This window comes from Hymenobacter lucidus (genome assembly GCF_020447265.1).
Taxonomy (GTDB): Bacteria; Bacteroidota; Bacteroidia; order Cytophagales; family Hymenobacteraceae; genus Hymenobacter; species Hymenobacter lucidus.
In genome coordinates, this window is sequence record NZ_JAJADR010000005.1 from 167181 (window position 1) to 182071 (window position 14891).

At 58.4% G+C, this 14891-nt stretch carries 12 protein-coding genes; 6 read left to right on the forward strand and 6 right to left on the reverse strand.

The annotated features are described in order from the left end of the window. Positions 1 to 111 precede the first annotated feature (111 nt). The 5 genes from carA to LGH74_RS17040 form a co-directional block, all read right to left on the reverse strand. A complete protein-coding gene (gene carA, locus LGH74_RS17020; RefSeq protein ID WP_226177490.1) occupies positions 112 to 1188 on the reverse strand; it encodes a glutamine-hydrolyzing carbamoyl-phosphate synthase small subunit in 1077 nt (358 codons plus the stop codon). A 98-nt stretch (positions 1189 to 1286) separates the two neighbouring features. Further along, complete coding sequence (locus LGH74_RS17025; RefSeq protein ID WP_226177491.1) at positions 1287 to 2450, reverse strand: aspartate aminotransferase family protein; 1164 nt, start codon at positions 2448 to 2450, stop codon at positions 1287 to 1289. Then, positions 2450 to 3430, reverse strand: a complete 981-nt coding sequence (gene argC / locus LGH74_RS17030; RefSeq protein WP_226177493.1) for an N-acetyl-gamma-glutamyl-phosphate reductase — start codon at positions 3428 to 3430, stop codon at positions 2450 to 2452. The genes LGH74_RS17025 and argC overlap by 1 nt, the downstream gene beginning before the upstream one ends. Continuing rightward, entirely contained in the window at positions 3420 to 4607 is a 1188-nt protein-coding gene (gene argG, locus LGH74_RS17035; protein WP_226177496.1) for an argininosuccinate synthase, read from the reverse strand. The genes argC and argG overlap by 11 nt, the downstream gene beginning before the upstream one ends. Before the next feature lie 150 nt (positions 4608 to 4757). After that, positions 4758 to 5330 carry a GNAT family N-acetyltransferase gene (locus LGH74_RS17040; protein WP_226177498.1) on the reverse strand — a complete coding sequence of 191 codons (573 nt, stop codon included), beginning with the start codon at positions 5328 to 5330 and terminating at the stop codon, positions 4758 to 4760. Positions 5331 to 5943: 613 nt separating this feature from the next. On the opposite strand from LGH74_RS17040, the gene argB reads away from it, so the two are divergent. Continuing rightward, positions 5944 to 6726, forward strand: coding sequence for an acetylglutamate kinase (gene argB, locus LGH74_RS17045; RefSeq protein WP_226177500.1), 783 nt, complete (start codon positions 5944 to 5946; stop codon positions 6724 to 6726). Beyond that, positions 6714 to 7784 carry a M20 family metallo-hydrolase gene (locus LGH74_RS17050; RefSeq protein WP_226177502.1) on the forward strand — a complete coding sequence of 357 codons (1071 nt, stop codon included), beginning with the start codon at positions 6714 to 6716 and terminating at the stop codon, positions 7782 to 7784. The genes argB and LGH74_RS17050 overlap by 13 nt, the downstream gene beginning before the upstream one ends. A 2-nt stretch (positions 7785 to 7786) precedes the next feature. On the opposite strand, the gene LGH74_RS17055 is transcribed toward LGH74_RS17050, so the two are convergent. Beyond that, on the reverse strand, positions 7787 to 8251 hold the full coding sequence (locus tag LGH74_RS17055) for a VOC family protein (protein WP_226177504.1): 465 nt from the start codon (positions 8249 to 8251) through the stop codon (positions 7787 to 7789). Between the two features lie 185 nt (positions 8252 to 8436). Here LGH74_RS17055 and argH point away from each other — a divergent pair, with 185 nt between their 5' ends. The 4 genes from argH (at position 8437) to LGH74_RS17075 (ending at position 14836) form a co-directional block, all read left to right on the forward strand. Next, entirely contained in the window at positions 8437 to 9735 is a 1299-nt protein-coding gene (gene argH, locus LGH74_RS17060; RefSeq protein WP_226177506.1) for an argininosuccinate lyase, read from the forward strand. A gap of 81 nt (positions 9736 to 9816) precedes the next feature. Beyond that, a complete protein-coding gene (locus tag LGH74_RS17065) occupies positions 9817 to 10221 on the forward strand; it encodes an Imm50 family immunity protein (RefSeq protein ID WP_226177508.1) in 405 nt (134 codons plus the stop codon). Between the two features lie 220 nt (positions 10222 to 10441). Then, entirely contained in the window at positions 10442 to 11386 is a 945-nt protein-coding gene (locus LGH74_RS17070) for a UTP--glucose-1-phosphate uridylyltransferase (protein ID WP_226177510.1), read from the forward strand. A gap of 114 nt (positions 11387 to 11500) precedes the next feature. After that, a complete protein-coding gene (locus LGH74_RS17075; protein WP_226177512.1) occupies positions 11501 to 14836 on the forward strand; it encodes a UTP--glucose-1-phosphate uridylyltransferase in 3336 nt (1111 codons plus the stop codon). The last annotated feature ends 55 nt before the right edge of the window (positions 14837 to 14891 follow it).

Here is a 14891-nt window from a genome sequence, read left to right on the forward strand (position 1 = left end):
GGGTTGGTAACAGACCGTAAATCAGGCCGTGTTAAAAGGGCAGTCGGGTTTCGTTGTTGGTTAGAATACTTGCAACTGGTAGAGATGCTGCGGCAAGCTCAGCTTGACGTTCTACTTAGCTGCCTTATACTCCGCCACAGCCTTCAAGAAGTCGTCGAACAGGTACTCCGTATCCTCGGGGCCGCCGGCAGCTTCGGGGTGGAACTGGGTGGAGAAAAAGGGCTTGGTCTTGTGGCGGATACCTTCGCAGGTGCCGTCGTTCAGGTTCTCAAACAACATTTCCCACTCGGCCGGCAGCGTGTCGGTATCGACGGCGAAGCCGTGGTTCTGGCTGGTGATGTAGCTGCGCTTGGTGCCGGTGAGCAGCACGGGCTGGTTGTGGCTGCGGTGGCCGTACTTGAGCTTGAACGTGTCGCCGCCCGCAGCCAGGCCCATGAGCTGGGAGCCCAGGCAGATGCCGAAAATGGGCTTGTCCTGCCCCAGCGCGGTTTGCAGGTGCTGTATGGTCGGCTCGCACATTTTCGGGTCGCCGGGGCCGTTGCTCAGGAACAGGCCGTCGTAGTCGAGCGTGGTGAAATCGTAGTCCCAGGGCACGCGGATGAGCTCCACGTCGCGCTGGAGGAAGCAGCGGATGATGTTGGTCTTGGTGCCGCAGTCGACAAGCACGATTTTGTGCTGGCCCGTGCCGTAGTGCTGCACCTCGGTGGGGCTCACCTGGGCCACCAGATTGTCCTGGTTGGGGTCGTGCAGTTCCACGTCTTCCTCGGCCACGATTTTACCCAGCATGGCACCTTTCTCCCGCAGGATTTTGGTCAGCATGCGGGTATCCACGCCGAAGATGCCGGGAATGTTGTACTCCTTGAGCCAGTCGCCTAGGCTCTTGGCGGCGTTCCAGTGGCTGTGCTCCTCGGAGTAGTAATTCACCACCAGGCCGGCAATGTGAATCTTGTCCGACTCGAAAATCTTCGAAATCGACTCGTACAATTCCTCGCCGGGCACGCCGTAGTTGCCCACCATGGGGTAGGTGAGCACCAGAATCTGGCCGGCGAAGGACGGGTCGGTGAGGTTTTCGGGGTAGCCGGTCATGGCCGTGCTGAATACGACTTCACCCGCGGCAGACGTAAACGCGCCAAAGGATTCGCCCTGGATTTCGGTGCCATCTTCCAGCACCAGCTTTACTTGCTTCATCAATTGATGGAAATTCTAGTGAGTGACTTAGGCTATGCGGGTACTAAAATCCCCTCCTCAGATGATGTTGCACATCAAGCGAGGAGGGGAAGAAGTTTTTAGTCCAGCGCGGAGGCCTGCTGAATGACGTTAACCGATTTCTCTGTTAAGGCATATAGCGCCTGCAGGAATCGGTCAACTTCGGCCTTGGTTATATTGAGGGGAGGGAGTAAGCGGAGCACGGTCGGGTCGGATGCGTTGCCGACAAAGATATGGAAGTCCGACAGCAACTTGTCACGCACGTCTTTGATGGCGAAGTCGTATTTGATGCCCACCATCAAACCCCGGCCCCTGATTTCCTCAGCCCCGGCATTGGCTTCCAACTCATTGCGCAGGTAAGCGCCCAGCTCGGCAGCGTGGTTCAGCAGGTTTTCCTGCTCAATAACTTCCAGCACGGCCAGCGCGGCGGCGCAGGCCAAGTGGTTGCCGCCGAAGGTAGTACCCAGCAAACCGTAGGAGGCTTTCAGCTCGGGCGAAATCAGGATACCGCCGATGGGAAAGCCGTTGCCCATGCCTTTGGCGACGGAAATAACGTCGGGCTGAATACCGGCGTGTTGGTGGGCAAAGAACTTACCGCTGCGGCCGTAACCGCTCTGCACTTCGTCGGCAATGAGCAGAGCGCCGTACTGCTTGCACAGCGCGGCCAGGCTTTGCAGGAATTCATCGGAAGGCATGATGATGCCACCCACGCCCTGAATCGGCTCGATGATGGCCGCGCAAACGTCGCCACCCTGCAGCACCTGCTCCACGGCGGCCAGGTCGTATTCCACGAAGGAAATAGTATGGTCGGCGTTGAAAGGCGCGACGATTTTGGGGTTATCGGTAGCCGCTACTGCGCCCGAGGTCCGGCCGTGAAACGCGCCTTTGAACGCAATGACTCGCTTTTTGCCGGTGTGGAAGGACGCCAGCTTCAGGGCGTTTTCGTTGGCTTCAGCGCCGGAGTTGCACAGAAACAGCGAGTAGCTTTCGTAGCCCGACACCTGGCCCAGCTTGTGCGCCAGCTGCTGCTGAATCGGAATCTGCACCGAGTTGGAGTAGAAGCCAATGTTCTGCAGTTGCTCGGTGAGGCGCTGCACGTAATGCGGGTGACTGTGGCCGATGGAAATAACGGCGTGGCCGCCATAGAAATCCAGGTATTCCTGGCCTTTGTCGTCCCACAGCTTAGCGCCCAGCGCCTTGACGGGCGTGATGTTGACGAGCGGATATACGTTGAAAAGCTCCATTAGAAAAGCACCGATTTAAGGTTGAGTCCCGTCGTTTCCGGCAGGCCAAAAAGGAGGTTCATATTCTGAATTGCCTGACCCGAAGCACCTTTCACCAGGTTATCGATAACCGAGGTGATGAGCAGTTGCTTGCCCACTTTCTGCACGTGCAGCAGACATTTGTTGGTGTTGATTACCTGCTTCAAATGTACTTCCTTGTCCGAAACCGTGGTGAACGGGGCGTCGGCGTAGAACTTCCGGTACAGCTCCCGCGCCTCGTCCTGGCTTAACTCCGAAGGCGTGTAAACACTGGCGAAGATGCCCCGGGCGAAATTGCCACGGTATGGGATAAAGTGAATATCCACGTCCAACTCGTGCTGCAACTGCGCCAGACTCTCCCCTATTTCGCCCAAGTGCTGGTGCGTAAAAGGCTTGTAGATGGACATATTGTTGGAGCGCCAGGAGAAGTGCACCGTTTCCGCCAGGCTCTGCCCCGCCCCCGTGGAGCCCGTTATGGCCGACACGTGCACATCCTCGGTCAGCTTGCCGGCCTGGGCCAGCGGCAGCAAGGCTAGCTGAATAGCGGTGGCAAAGCAGCCGGGATTAGCAATGTTCTGAGCCTGCTGAATCCGCCCTTTGTTGAGTTCCGGCAACCCGTACACGAATTCCCGGTCGGCAAACTCGGCGTCGGCTTCCAGGCGGAAGTCGTTGCTCAGGTCAATAACATGGGTCGTGTCGGGCAGCGCATTTTTCTCCAGCCAGGCTTTCGAGTTGCCGTGGCCCAGGCACAGAAACACTACGTCCTCGTCGCCGACCAGCTCAGCGGCAAATACCAAGTTGGTGTCGCCCACCAGGTCATCGTGTACCTGATGCACCGTGTTGCCTGCATTGGACGAGCTGACGATGGCGCCCAGCTCCACGAACTCGTGGTAGAGCAGAATGCGGATCAGCTCCCCGGCCGTGTAGCCCGCGCCGCCGACAATACCGACCTTAATTTTCATCGTTGAAGGAAGAGTGGATGCGCAGCTGGTTGCTGAAAATCTTGATAAAGCCTTTGGCGTCGCGGCCGTCCCATGCGTCGTTTTCCTCGCCGTAAGTGGCTACTTTGGAGCGCATCATATCGTACTGCGACTCGATGCCCTGCAGCTCAAATTGGTAAGGCTTCAAGGTCACGAATACCTTGCCCGACACCCGCTCCTGCGACGAGGTGAGGAAAGCTTCGAAGTCGCGCATCACCGGGTCGAGGTACTGAGCCTCGTGCAGCAGCGTGCCGTACCAGTTGGCCACGTAGTCCTTGTGCAGCAACTGCCAGCGGCTGGAGGTGTGCTTTTCCAGCAAGTGGTGGGCCTTGAGCAGAATCAGCGGGGCCGGGGCCTCGAAGCCCACGCGGCCCTTAATGCCCAAAATCGTGTCGCCGACATGGGTGTCGCGGCCAATGGCGTAAGCGCCAGCCAGCTCGTTGAGAGCCTGAATCAGCGCCACCGGGTTCATGGTTTCGCCATTCAGGGCCACCGGCTCGCCTTTTTCGAAGGTAATTTCAATGCTGGTCGGCTCCGTGGCGCTGAGTTGCGTGGGGTAAGCTGATTCGGGCAGAGCCTGGTGCGAAGTCAGCGTTTCGACGCCGCCCACGCTGGTGCCCCAGATGCCTTTGTTAATCGAGTATTTGGCCTTCTCCCAGCTCATTTCAAAGCCGTGCTGGTTCAGAAAGTCGATTTCGGCCTGGCGGCTCAGCTTCAAATCCCGAATTGGGGTGATGATTTCGGTGTTGGGCGAAATCACCGAGAAGGCCACGTCGAAGCGCACCTGGTCGTTGCCGGCACCGGTGCTGCCGTGGGCAATGTAGTCGGCTTTGTGCTCCCGAGCATACTCGGCCAACGCCAGACTCTGAAACATCCGCTCAGCGCTGACGCTCAGCGGGTAGGTATCGTTTTTCAGTACGTTGCCGAAAATCAGGTAGCGCAGGCAGTCCTGGTAGAAGCGCTGGGTGACGTCGATTACCTCGTGCTTGGTAGAGCCCAACTCGTAGGCCCGCTTCTCAATAGCCGTAAGCTCTTCCTCAGAGAAGCCGCCGGAGTTGACGATAACCGTGTGCACTTCCAAACCCAGCTCGCGGGTCAGGTACACCACGCAAAAGGAGGTATCCAAACCGCCGCTGTACGCTAAAACTACCTTTTTCATGTATTGAGGGGATATTAGAACGTCATTCCGAGCTTGCGAGGAATCTCACGTGCTGCGGTTGCAATGGTAACCCAGACGTCAGCCTGCGGGATGCTTCTACTTCGCGGACGATAGATGAAGCATGACGTTCTGGTGTTTTCCTGCCGGTTGCTAAGACTGCTCCTGGCTCAGGATTTCAATGGTTTTCTGGCTGAACTGGTCGTCGAGCTTGTCGTAGACCATACCGGTGCAGAGGCACATCTTGCGCTGGTTTTCCTGCAGAATCGGGTAGTTTTTGCAGCCCATGCAGCCCTTCCAGAAGTCGTCGCTCTGGGTCAGGTCAGGGAATGCCACGGGGCGGTAGCCCAGCTCCGAGTTGATTTTCATCACGGCCCCGCTGGTAGTAATACCGAAGATTTTGGCGGCCGGGTACTTGGTGCGCGAGAGCTCAAACACGCGGTGCTTGATGGCGCGGCCCAAGCCCTCCTTGCGCAGCTCGGTATTCACGATCAGGCCGGAGTTGACGACAAACTTGTTGTCCTCAAACGTTTCGATATAGCAGAAACCGGCCAGCTGGTCATCCACGAAGGCAATGATGGCATCACCCTTCTCCATCTTCTTTTTCAGATAGTTAGGGTCACGCTTGGCAATGCCGACGCCGCGTGTTTTGGCAGATTCCTCGTACCACTGGCAAAGGGTTTCCACATACTGCGCATCGGCAGCAGTAGCGACTCGTAATAGCATGGTCAAAGCTCGGTTAGTCGCCTCTTTATACGGCAACGGACTCGGAAAGACGAAAAGCAAGGGGAAGCGCAGCGGGTGGGCGAGGCTACGCGGCAACCGGCGCCGAAAGCGGCGGTTTGGCGGAAAAACCCAGAAGAGAAGTGGGTTTGGCGGATCAGGCCAGAGAGCGGGGCATCCCGGCACCGGGCCGGAAAAAGTCACACTAGGAAATTACACTCGGACTAAGGTCGGTTATTCGTAAAAGTTCTCTTCAGTAGGGTCGTGTAACGGAAGACCCTGCGCCGGGTTTTGGGAAGGATGGCCGGCGAAGTATTGCAGCCAGCGCTTAAGCTGGCATTATTCGCACGACCTGCATCGGTCGTCGCAAAAGCGCAATTGAGGAGAGACGAATCATGACGGGGGCCGCGGGGCGGCAAAGGGAGTGTTTCGCGCTTTAAATCGTTTAAACCGCTAAATCGTTGCAAAACTAGATGTTTTTTTTCGGAAACTTTGCCGCTCCGGTTCGAAAAAAATCAGCGGCGCCGGCTTGGGGCCTGCCTCACCAATTGGGAACTGTGCCCCGTATGAAGCCCTGACGGCACCCTGAGCGGCCCATTTACTCTTTTCCGTAGCTATGAGCGAAGTCCTGAAAATATTTAAGATTGGCGGCGGTATCATCGACGATACGGCCCAGCTAAGTCAGTTTCTGACCGAGCTAGCCCGGGTGCCGGAGCGCAAGATAGTGGTGCATGGCGGCGGCAAAGGGGCCAGCCAGATGCTGCAAAACCTGGGTATTGAGCCCCAAATGGTGCAGGGCCGCCGCATCACCGACGCGGCCACGCTCGACATCGTGACAATGTTTTACGCTGGCAAAACCAACAAGCAGGTGGTAGCATTGCTTCAGCAAAACGGTGTGAATGCATTGGGGTTAAGCGGTGCCGATGGCAACGTGATTCGCGCCACGAAGCGGCCCGTTAAGGACGTTGACTACGGCTTTGTGGGCGACATCGACGAGCACAGCGTAGAAACCGGATTGCTGCAAAACCTCCTCCGCGCGGGCCTGACGCCAGTTTTTTGCGCCATCACCCACGACGGTCAGGGCCAGCTGCTCAATACCAACGCCGATACCATTGCCAGCTCCCTGGCCCGCGCTTTGGCGCCGTTTTACCAGGTCGAACTACATTTCTGCTTTGAAAAAGACGGCGTGCTGGCCGATGTAAACGACGAAAATTCGGTCATTGCGCAGATAACGCCCGGGCAGTACCAAAGCCTGAAAGCCAGCGGCGTAATTGCTGCCGGCATGGTGCCCAAGCTCGACAACGCCTTTGCCGCATTGGAAGCCGGCGTGGAGCGGGTCGTTATTGAAAACGCGCTGAAGATCAACGAGCCCGTAAAGACAATTTTATGCCGGAGCTAACGGAGCGGTTGACGAAAGAAGCTATTGAATTGCTGATTCGCCTCATCAAAACACCTTCCTTTTCGCGGGAAGAAACGGCCACAGCGGAGTTGATTGCGGACTTTTTGCAAAGCCACGGCGCCCAGCCGCAGCGTGAAGGCAACAACGTGTGGGCCGTAAACAAGCACTTCGATGCCGCCAAACCCACCGTGCTGCTCAACTCCCACCACGATACGGTGAAGCCCGGCACCACCTGGACCTACGACCCGTTTGGGGCCGTAGTGGAAGACGAAAAGCTTATCGGACTGGGTTCTAATGACGCGGGCGGCTGCGCCGTGAGCTTACTGGCTACGTTTCTGTATTTCTATGAGCGGCCGGATTTGCCCTTCAACCTGATCTGCGCCATTACGGCCGAGGAGGAAATTTCCGGCGCCAACGGCATCAGCAGCCTGCTGCCCCGGCTGGGCAAAATTGACGTGGGCATCGTGGGCGAGCCGACCCAGATGGACATGGCCATTGCTGAAAAGGGCCTGGTGGTGCTCGACTGCACCGCCCACGGCCAGACCGGCCACGCGGCCCGCAATGAAGGCGAAAACGCGCTGTACAAAGCCCTGTCCGACATTCAGTGGCTACAGCAGTACCGGTTTCCAAACTCCTCGGAGCTACTGGGGCCGGTGAAGATGACCGTAACCCAGATTCAGGCCGGCACCCAGCACAATGTGGTGCCTGATACCTGCCGCTTCGTGGTGGACGTGCGCACCAACGAGTTTTACTCCAATGAGGAAGTAGTGCGCACGGTGCAGGCACACCTAAAGTCGGAAGTAGTGCCCCGCTCGGTGCGGCTCAACTCCTCGCGCATCGACCCCGACCATGTGTTGGTGCGCAAGGGCGTAGCGTTGGGCCGCAAAACCTACGGCTCGGCCACCATGTCGGATCAGGCGCTGATGCCATTTTCCACGGTGAAGATGGGCCCCGGCGACTCGGCCCGCTCCCACACGCCCGACGAGTACATTTATTTGTACGAAATCCGGGGTGGTATCAAGGCGTATATCGAGCTGCTGGAAGGGCTACAGCTCTAGGCCTAGGCGTTTTCCAGGGCGGCAATGTCGAGTTTGTGCATCTGCATCATGGCAGCCATTTTGCGCTGGGCCCGGGCCGAATCGGGGCTGCTCAGGAGCTGGACCAGATTGGCCGGCGTAATCTGCCAGGATACGCCAAACCGGTCTTTCAGCCAGCCACAGTCGCCCGGCTCTCCACCGTCGGCCGTGAGCTTGTCCCAGAGACTGTCAATTTCAGCCTGATCCTGGCAGCTTACCGACAGCGAAATGCCGGTTGTAAACGTAAAGTGCGGTCCGCCGTTCAGGGCCACGTACTTTTGTCCGGCCAACGTAAACTCCACCGTCATCACGCTGCCGGCGACCATGTAGGTACCTTGCGGGTAGCGGGTGGTGTGCTGAATGGCTGAATCCGGGAAAAGGCTGGTATAGAGTTTCGCGGCTTCCTCGGCCTGGTCGTTGAAGGTCAGGAAGGTGGTTATTTTCTGCATGGCGCTGAAAGCTGGTGGGATGGATACGTAAATGTAAAGCGCCAACCAGTGGCCCAGGCAGTGTAAAAACGACAAATACCGGGTAGTTTACGACACGCCGACTTCTTGGCTTTCCTGGGCCGAACCCGGCCCTAACACGTAGTACCGGGAAGCGCCGACAGTCGGGCTTCTCTAGCGAATTGAACATGAAAATTTGGGACAAGGGCATTGCCGTTGATAAGAAGATCGAGCAGTTCACGGTGGGTAAAGACCGGGAGCTGGATATGTACCTGGCGCAGTTCGACGTGCAGGCCTCCCAGGCCCAGGCCACAATGCTCACCCAGGCCGGCCTGATTTCTGAGCAGGAAAACGAACAGCTCCAGCAGGGTCTCGGGGAGCTAGCTCAGCAGATTGTCGCGGGCAGCTTTACCATTGAGGCCGAGTTTGAGGATGTGCACTCCAAAATCGAGTACTACCTGACCGAGAAGTTCGGCGACGCGGGCAAGAAAATCCACACCGCCCGCTCCCGCAACGACCAGGTACTAACCGCCATTCAGCTTTTCCTGAAAGACTACACCGAGCGAATAGCGGGCAAAACCCTGGAACTGGTAAACGTACTGCTGCAGAAAGCCGACGCGCACCAAGCCGACCTGATGCCGGGCTACACGCACTTCCAGGCCGCCATGCCCAGCTCGTTCGGGCTGTGGTTTTCGGCCTATGCCGAGCATATGCTGCTGGATCTGGCCTTGTTCGAAGCCGCTCACACCGTGGCCGACCAGAACCCGCTGGGCTCGGGCGCGGGTTTCGGCAGCTCCTTCCCCATCGACCGGCAGCTGACGACCCGGCAGATGGGCTTCGGCCACGTGGCCGTGAGCAGCGTGGGTGCCCAAATGCTGCGGGGCAAAACCGAGAAAACCGTGGCTTTTGCCGTGGCCGGCATGGCCGCCACGCTGGCTAAAATGGCCTACGACTTGGTGATGTATAACTCGCAGGATCTGGCTTTCGTGGAGCTGCCCAAGGAGTTTACGACTGGCTCCAGCATCATGCCCCACAAGAAAAACCCCGACGTGTTTGAGCTCATCCGGGCCCGGTGCAACTCGTTGCAGGCCTTGCCTAACACGATTACGCTCACTATCAGCAACCTGCCCAGCGGCTACCACCGCGACTTCCAGATTCTCAAGGAGCTGCTATTCGAGCCGCTCACGCAGTTTCTGGACATTCTCGACATCGTGCTCTTTGCCCTGCCCCAGCTGAAAATCAAGCCGGACCTGCTCAACCAGGCCAAGTATGACGCGACCTTCACGGTGGAAAACATCAACCAGCTGATTCAAAGCGGCACGCCCTTCCGCACGGCGTACAAGCAAGTGGGCCTGGCGGTGGAAGATGGCTCCTACGTGCCCCACAAGGAATTCCAGACCACGCACCTGGGCAGTATCCACAATTTGGGTTTAGAGGAAATCCGGGCGAAAGTGGAGCGGTTGAAGCAGAGTAGTAAGCTATTTTAGCCCCTGTTGCTTTCTTTCAGAACGTCATGCTGAGCTCGCCGAAGCATCTCTACCGCTTCGTTACAGACATTATCGTTTGCTATGGCCAGACTTGAAAATCCTGCGGTTAGCCGAATAATCGGCCATGAGATTGTTCGGAAGCATTTCGGCTACTGGCCGAATTTTCATGACGCAGTAATTACCGAAACGATTTTTAAGGTAAATTCTCCATCTCTACCAACAGCTACCTTTCTGATAGAAAGCTGTGAAACACTCAATGAAGTTGAAGCAGGATACTACAAACAGGTGAAGCATTGTGAGATAAAACTTCAATTTGTGGGTATCCAGAAAATGGTGTGCAGCTTCGATCATCAACCGGTCATCTTCGATTTATCTTTTGAAGAAAGCGGCGGTTTCATAGAGTGCTTTATTGGTTCTTCAGCTAAGGATGCGTTTATAGTTGCTGAAAAGGTTATTGTAAAAAGCCTCACTCCTACCAAGCAGTAGAGATGCTTCGACTTTGCTCAGCATGACGTTCCTTTCCCAACAACGTCAGTACGCGAAATTTCTCAACAAGCTCAGCATGACGTTTTTTTTGCACAAACGATAAATCATCAATACCCTCTGCTCAGCCGCTGATTCGCCACCACTGCTGAGTTGCTGTTCTCCTTTTCTTAACCCCGCCTCTCTCCCGGCATTTTCCTGAGTGAATACCCAAACAATGCCCATGAAGATCAAAAAAGCAGTGATTACTGCCGCCGCCCGCGGCCAACGGTTGTACCCGGTGGCCGACACCATTCAGAAGGCCATGCTGCCGGTGGTAGACGTGGACGGGTTGCACAAGCCCACCATCCAGATTATTGCCGAGGAAGCCTTTGGCAGCGGCATCGAGGAGCTGTGCGTGGTGTGCGCTCCCGGCGACGGGCCGCGGTACGTGGCCGCCTTCACTTCCCTGCGTGATAACCTAATTAAAACTTACCAGAACGTCGACTGGGCCCGGCAGCAGGCCGACAAAATCGACCACCTGCTCAGCCGCCTGCAATTTGCCGAGCAAACCGAGGCCCTGGGCTACGGCCACGCGGTATACTGCGCCCGGGAGTTTGTCGGCAACGAGCCATTTTTGCTCCTGCTCGGCGACTACCTCTATGTATCCGATGTGGCCGGGAAACGCTGCGCTGCCCAGGTGCTTGAGCTGGCCACCCAGCAAGAATGCGCCGTAGCCGCCGTAAACCCGACCATTGAGCACCAGATCAGCCGCTACGGCACGCTCACGGGCAAACACGTGGCCGGCCAGGCCGGCGTCTACCAGATTGACAAAATCATCGAAAAACCCTCGTTGAGCACCGCCGAGCTGGAACTACAGACGCCGGGGCTGCGGGCGGGCTATTATCTGTGCTTCTTCGGCATGCACGTGCTGACGCCCAGCATCTTCCCGATTCTACAAAAGCAGCTCGACGCCGGCACCACCAACGTGCTGCTGACGCCTGCCTTGCAGGAGCTGGCCGAAACCGAGAAGTACCTGGCCTTGGAAGTGCGCGGTAACCGCTACGACCTCAGCCGCCGCCACGGTCTGCTGCGCGCCCAGCTGGCCCTGGGCCTGGCCGGTGAGGCCCACGACGAAACCCTGACGACCATGGTCGAGCTGCTGGCTGAAGCCAATACCCGCAAGTAGGTTTTGGAGTAGCGCGAACTTTGTAGTTCGCGTACCAGAACGACTCTAACGGCGCGGGCTACGCGAACTATAAAGTTCGCGTTACTGCGTGCCATCAGCCATACGATGCCACCCATGAATATTTTCGTTGAAACGATTACCGCTACCGAGCCCGAGAAGCGGAACCGGGACTTTTACGCCCTGAGCCGCGGCCTCTCGGCCCGGGAGCTGTTGCGCAGCCTGCGGGAGCTGGACGAGTTCCGTAAGGCCACGCCCAACTTGTATGACAAGGTGCGGGCCATCCTGTTCTTGTACGCCGGCTTCCGGTTTTTCCTTCAGGAAACGCCCGAAATGCCGGCCGTGGGCAAGATTCCGTACCACGGCTTCGAGGATTTGCTGAGCCGCCGCTTCGAGCAGGCCATCAGCACGTTTTTGCGGGAGCTGGACCAACACGGCCCCAACGCTACGCTCTTCAGCGCCCTGGCGGACGCCTACCACCACCTCTCCTTCCAGATTCTGGCCGACCAGGTGCGCAAGAGTGTGCGCTCCAGCAAGGGCAACCAGTGGATGTTCCGCGTGGGCCACCAGGACGAGCACCCCATCCGGATTCACCCGGCCCTGTTGCAGCGCTCCGATTCGTCGTTGTTCTACCCCGTGCTGCACGAGCACACCTCCGTGCGCATGGACCTTACCCACAGCGGCTGGTCGGATATCTTCTTCCTGGGCATGGATTACCCCGAAGGCGCGCGGGTCGTGAACCTCTCGATTGACCTGGGCATGTTCGGGCGCGACAAAGACATTCGGCCCCCGCTGCACAGCTACGTGCGCGTCATTCCGGAGCCCGTGCTGCGCCTGACCAGCATCGACCTGAACACGACCAAGGACGTGACGGACCTGGCCGACTTGTTCAACTTCGGCAACGACTACCTGAGCTTGGTAAAAGCCGGGGTTATTGCTTCGGGTCTAATTCCCCCGTCCTTCGAAGGTACCAACCAGAGCCTGACTGAAATTCTGGCGCGCATCGTGGCCCCGGGCATGGGCATCGAGCTGGTGACCAAGGTGAATGATATTCCCAAAGGCTCCCGTTTCGCGGTTTCCACCAATCTGCTGGGTTCCATTATCAGCCTGCTGATGCGGGCCACGGGCCAGACCAAGAACCTGACTGGCGGCCTCGACGAAAACGAGAGGCGCCTGGTGGCGTCGCGGGCTATTCTGGGCGAATGGATTGGCGGCTCCGGGGGCGGCTGGCAGGATTCGGGCGGCGTGTGGCCCGGCATCAAGGCCATTCAGGGCACCTTCGCCCAGCCCGGCGACCCGGAATACGACATCAGCCGGGGCACTTTGCTGCCGCGGCACCGGGTGCTGGAAGGCGAGGACGTGCACCCCGAAATCGGGGAGCGAATCATGAAGTCGCTGGTGCTGATGCACGGCGGCATGGCGTCCAACGTGGGCCCGATTCTGGAGATGGTGACCGAGAAGTACCTGCTGCGTGGCGCGCAGGAAACGGCCGCCCGGCAGCAGACCAACGAAATCTTCGACAACATCCTGGCCTCCATCAAGGAAGGCGACATTCAGAAGCTGGGCGCCAACACGGCCCGCAACTTTGAGGGCCCCATCAAAACCATCATTCCCTGGGCTTCGACTTACTTCACCGAGCAGATTATTACCAAAGCCAAGCAAGAATTCGGGGCCGACTACTACGGCTTCCTAATGCTGGGCGGCATGTCGGGCGGGGGCATGGGCATGTTCGTGAACCCCGACAAGTACGAAGACTACAAGGTGCGCGTGCTGGACCTCTTGCGCACGACCAAGCAGGAACTCTCGGCCGCGCTGCCCTTCGCCATGGAGCCGGTGGTCTACAATTGGAGCATCAATAAGCGCGGCACCTGGAGCACGTTGCACGAAGGCAACGAGGCCCTGATGCCGGAGCAGTACTACGCCATTCACGTTTCGGGGCTGGTCAAGCAGGACCCGGAATCCATTTCCTACTTGCGCCGGGCCGAAATCGACTATTTCACGACCTACTGCGAGCAGAATAACCTGGCGTATCCGCTGCTGCGCACCATTGTCAGCAACCTGTTCAAGGTGTCGGACCCCACGAGCCAGGGCAACCGCAGCGTGGAAAATGACAAGGCCGAGCAGATCAAGCGCGACAATGGCTTCGACTACATTCAGCACGAGGACATCCGGGAAGAGCTGCAAAAAGGGCTAATCGGCCTTTCCCGCAACCGCCTGCCAGCCGAAACGGCCATCGACGACGTGCAGGCCGCCGACGTGGTGCAGTTTGCCGACTTGCAGGATGTGGAGCAGCTCGGCGCAGACGCCATTCGCGCCGGTAAGGTGGCTGTGCTAAGCTTGGCAGCTGGCGTGGGCAGTCGCTGGACCAAGGGTGCGGGCGTTATCAAGGCCCTGAATCCCTTTGTGGAAATCAACGGGCGGCACCGCAGCTTCCTGGAAATCCATTTGGCCAAAACCCGCCGCGTGGCCCGGCAATACGGGGCCCAAATTCCGCACATTGTAGCCACCAGCTACCTAACCCACGAGCCGATCCGGCAGACGCTGGCGCAGACCCGCAACTATGGCTACGACGGCGCAGTGTACCTGTCGGAAGGCCGCTCGATTGGGCAGCGTTTCGTGCCCATGGAGCGTGATTTGCGCTTTATGTGGGAAGAAATGCCCCAGGAAACCCTCGACGAAAACAAGCAGAAAGTGCGCGAGGCGGTGCGCAATACCATGATTGGCTGGGCCAAAAGCAAAGGCGAAGGCACCGACTACGTCGACAACATTGCCGCCCAGCGCTTCTCCCCGCTCGGCCACTGGTACGAGGTGTCGAACCTCTTGCGCAACGGCACCTTGGCCCGCCTGCTGCGCGAAAACCCGGCCGTGGAAACCATCATGCTCCACAACATCGACACGCTGGGGGCCGACGTGCACGCCGCGGCCCTGGGCTACCACCGCGCCTCCGGCAACGCGCTGACCTTCGAAGTCATTCCGCGCCGCATCGAGGACCGCGGCGGCGGACTGGCCCGCGTGAACGGGCAGGTGCGTCTGCTGGAAGGCCTGGCCCAGCCCCGGGAAGAGGACGAACTGGCGTTGAGCTACTACAACTCGATGACCACCTGGATTGAGGTTGATCCGCTGCTCCAGCTCTTTGGCCTCACCCGCGCCGAGCTGCAAGCCGCCGACGACACCCAGCTAGCCCGGGCGGTGCGCGCGGTGGCCCAGCGCATCCCGACCTACGTGACGACCAAGGACGTGAAGTTCCGCTGGGGCCACGGTCAGGAAGACATCTACCCCGTGGCCCAGATTGAGAAGCTGTGGAGTGATATGTCGGCCCTGCCCGACGTGCGGTGCGGCTACATCGTGGTGCCCCGCAGCCGGGGCCAGCAGATGAAGGACCCCGCCCAGCTCGACGCCTGGGTGACGGACGGCAGCAAGGCCCACGTCGAGTCGCTGGGGGTTTTCGAGTAACTAAATCCGAAGCAATCAGCACGTCATGCTGAGCTTGTCAAAGCACTTCTACCGC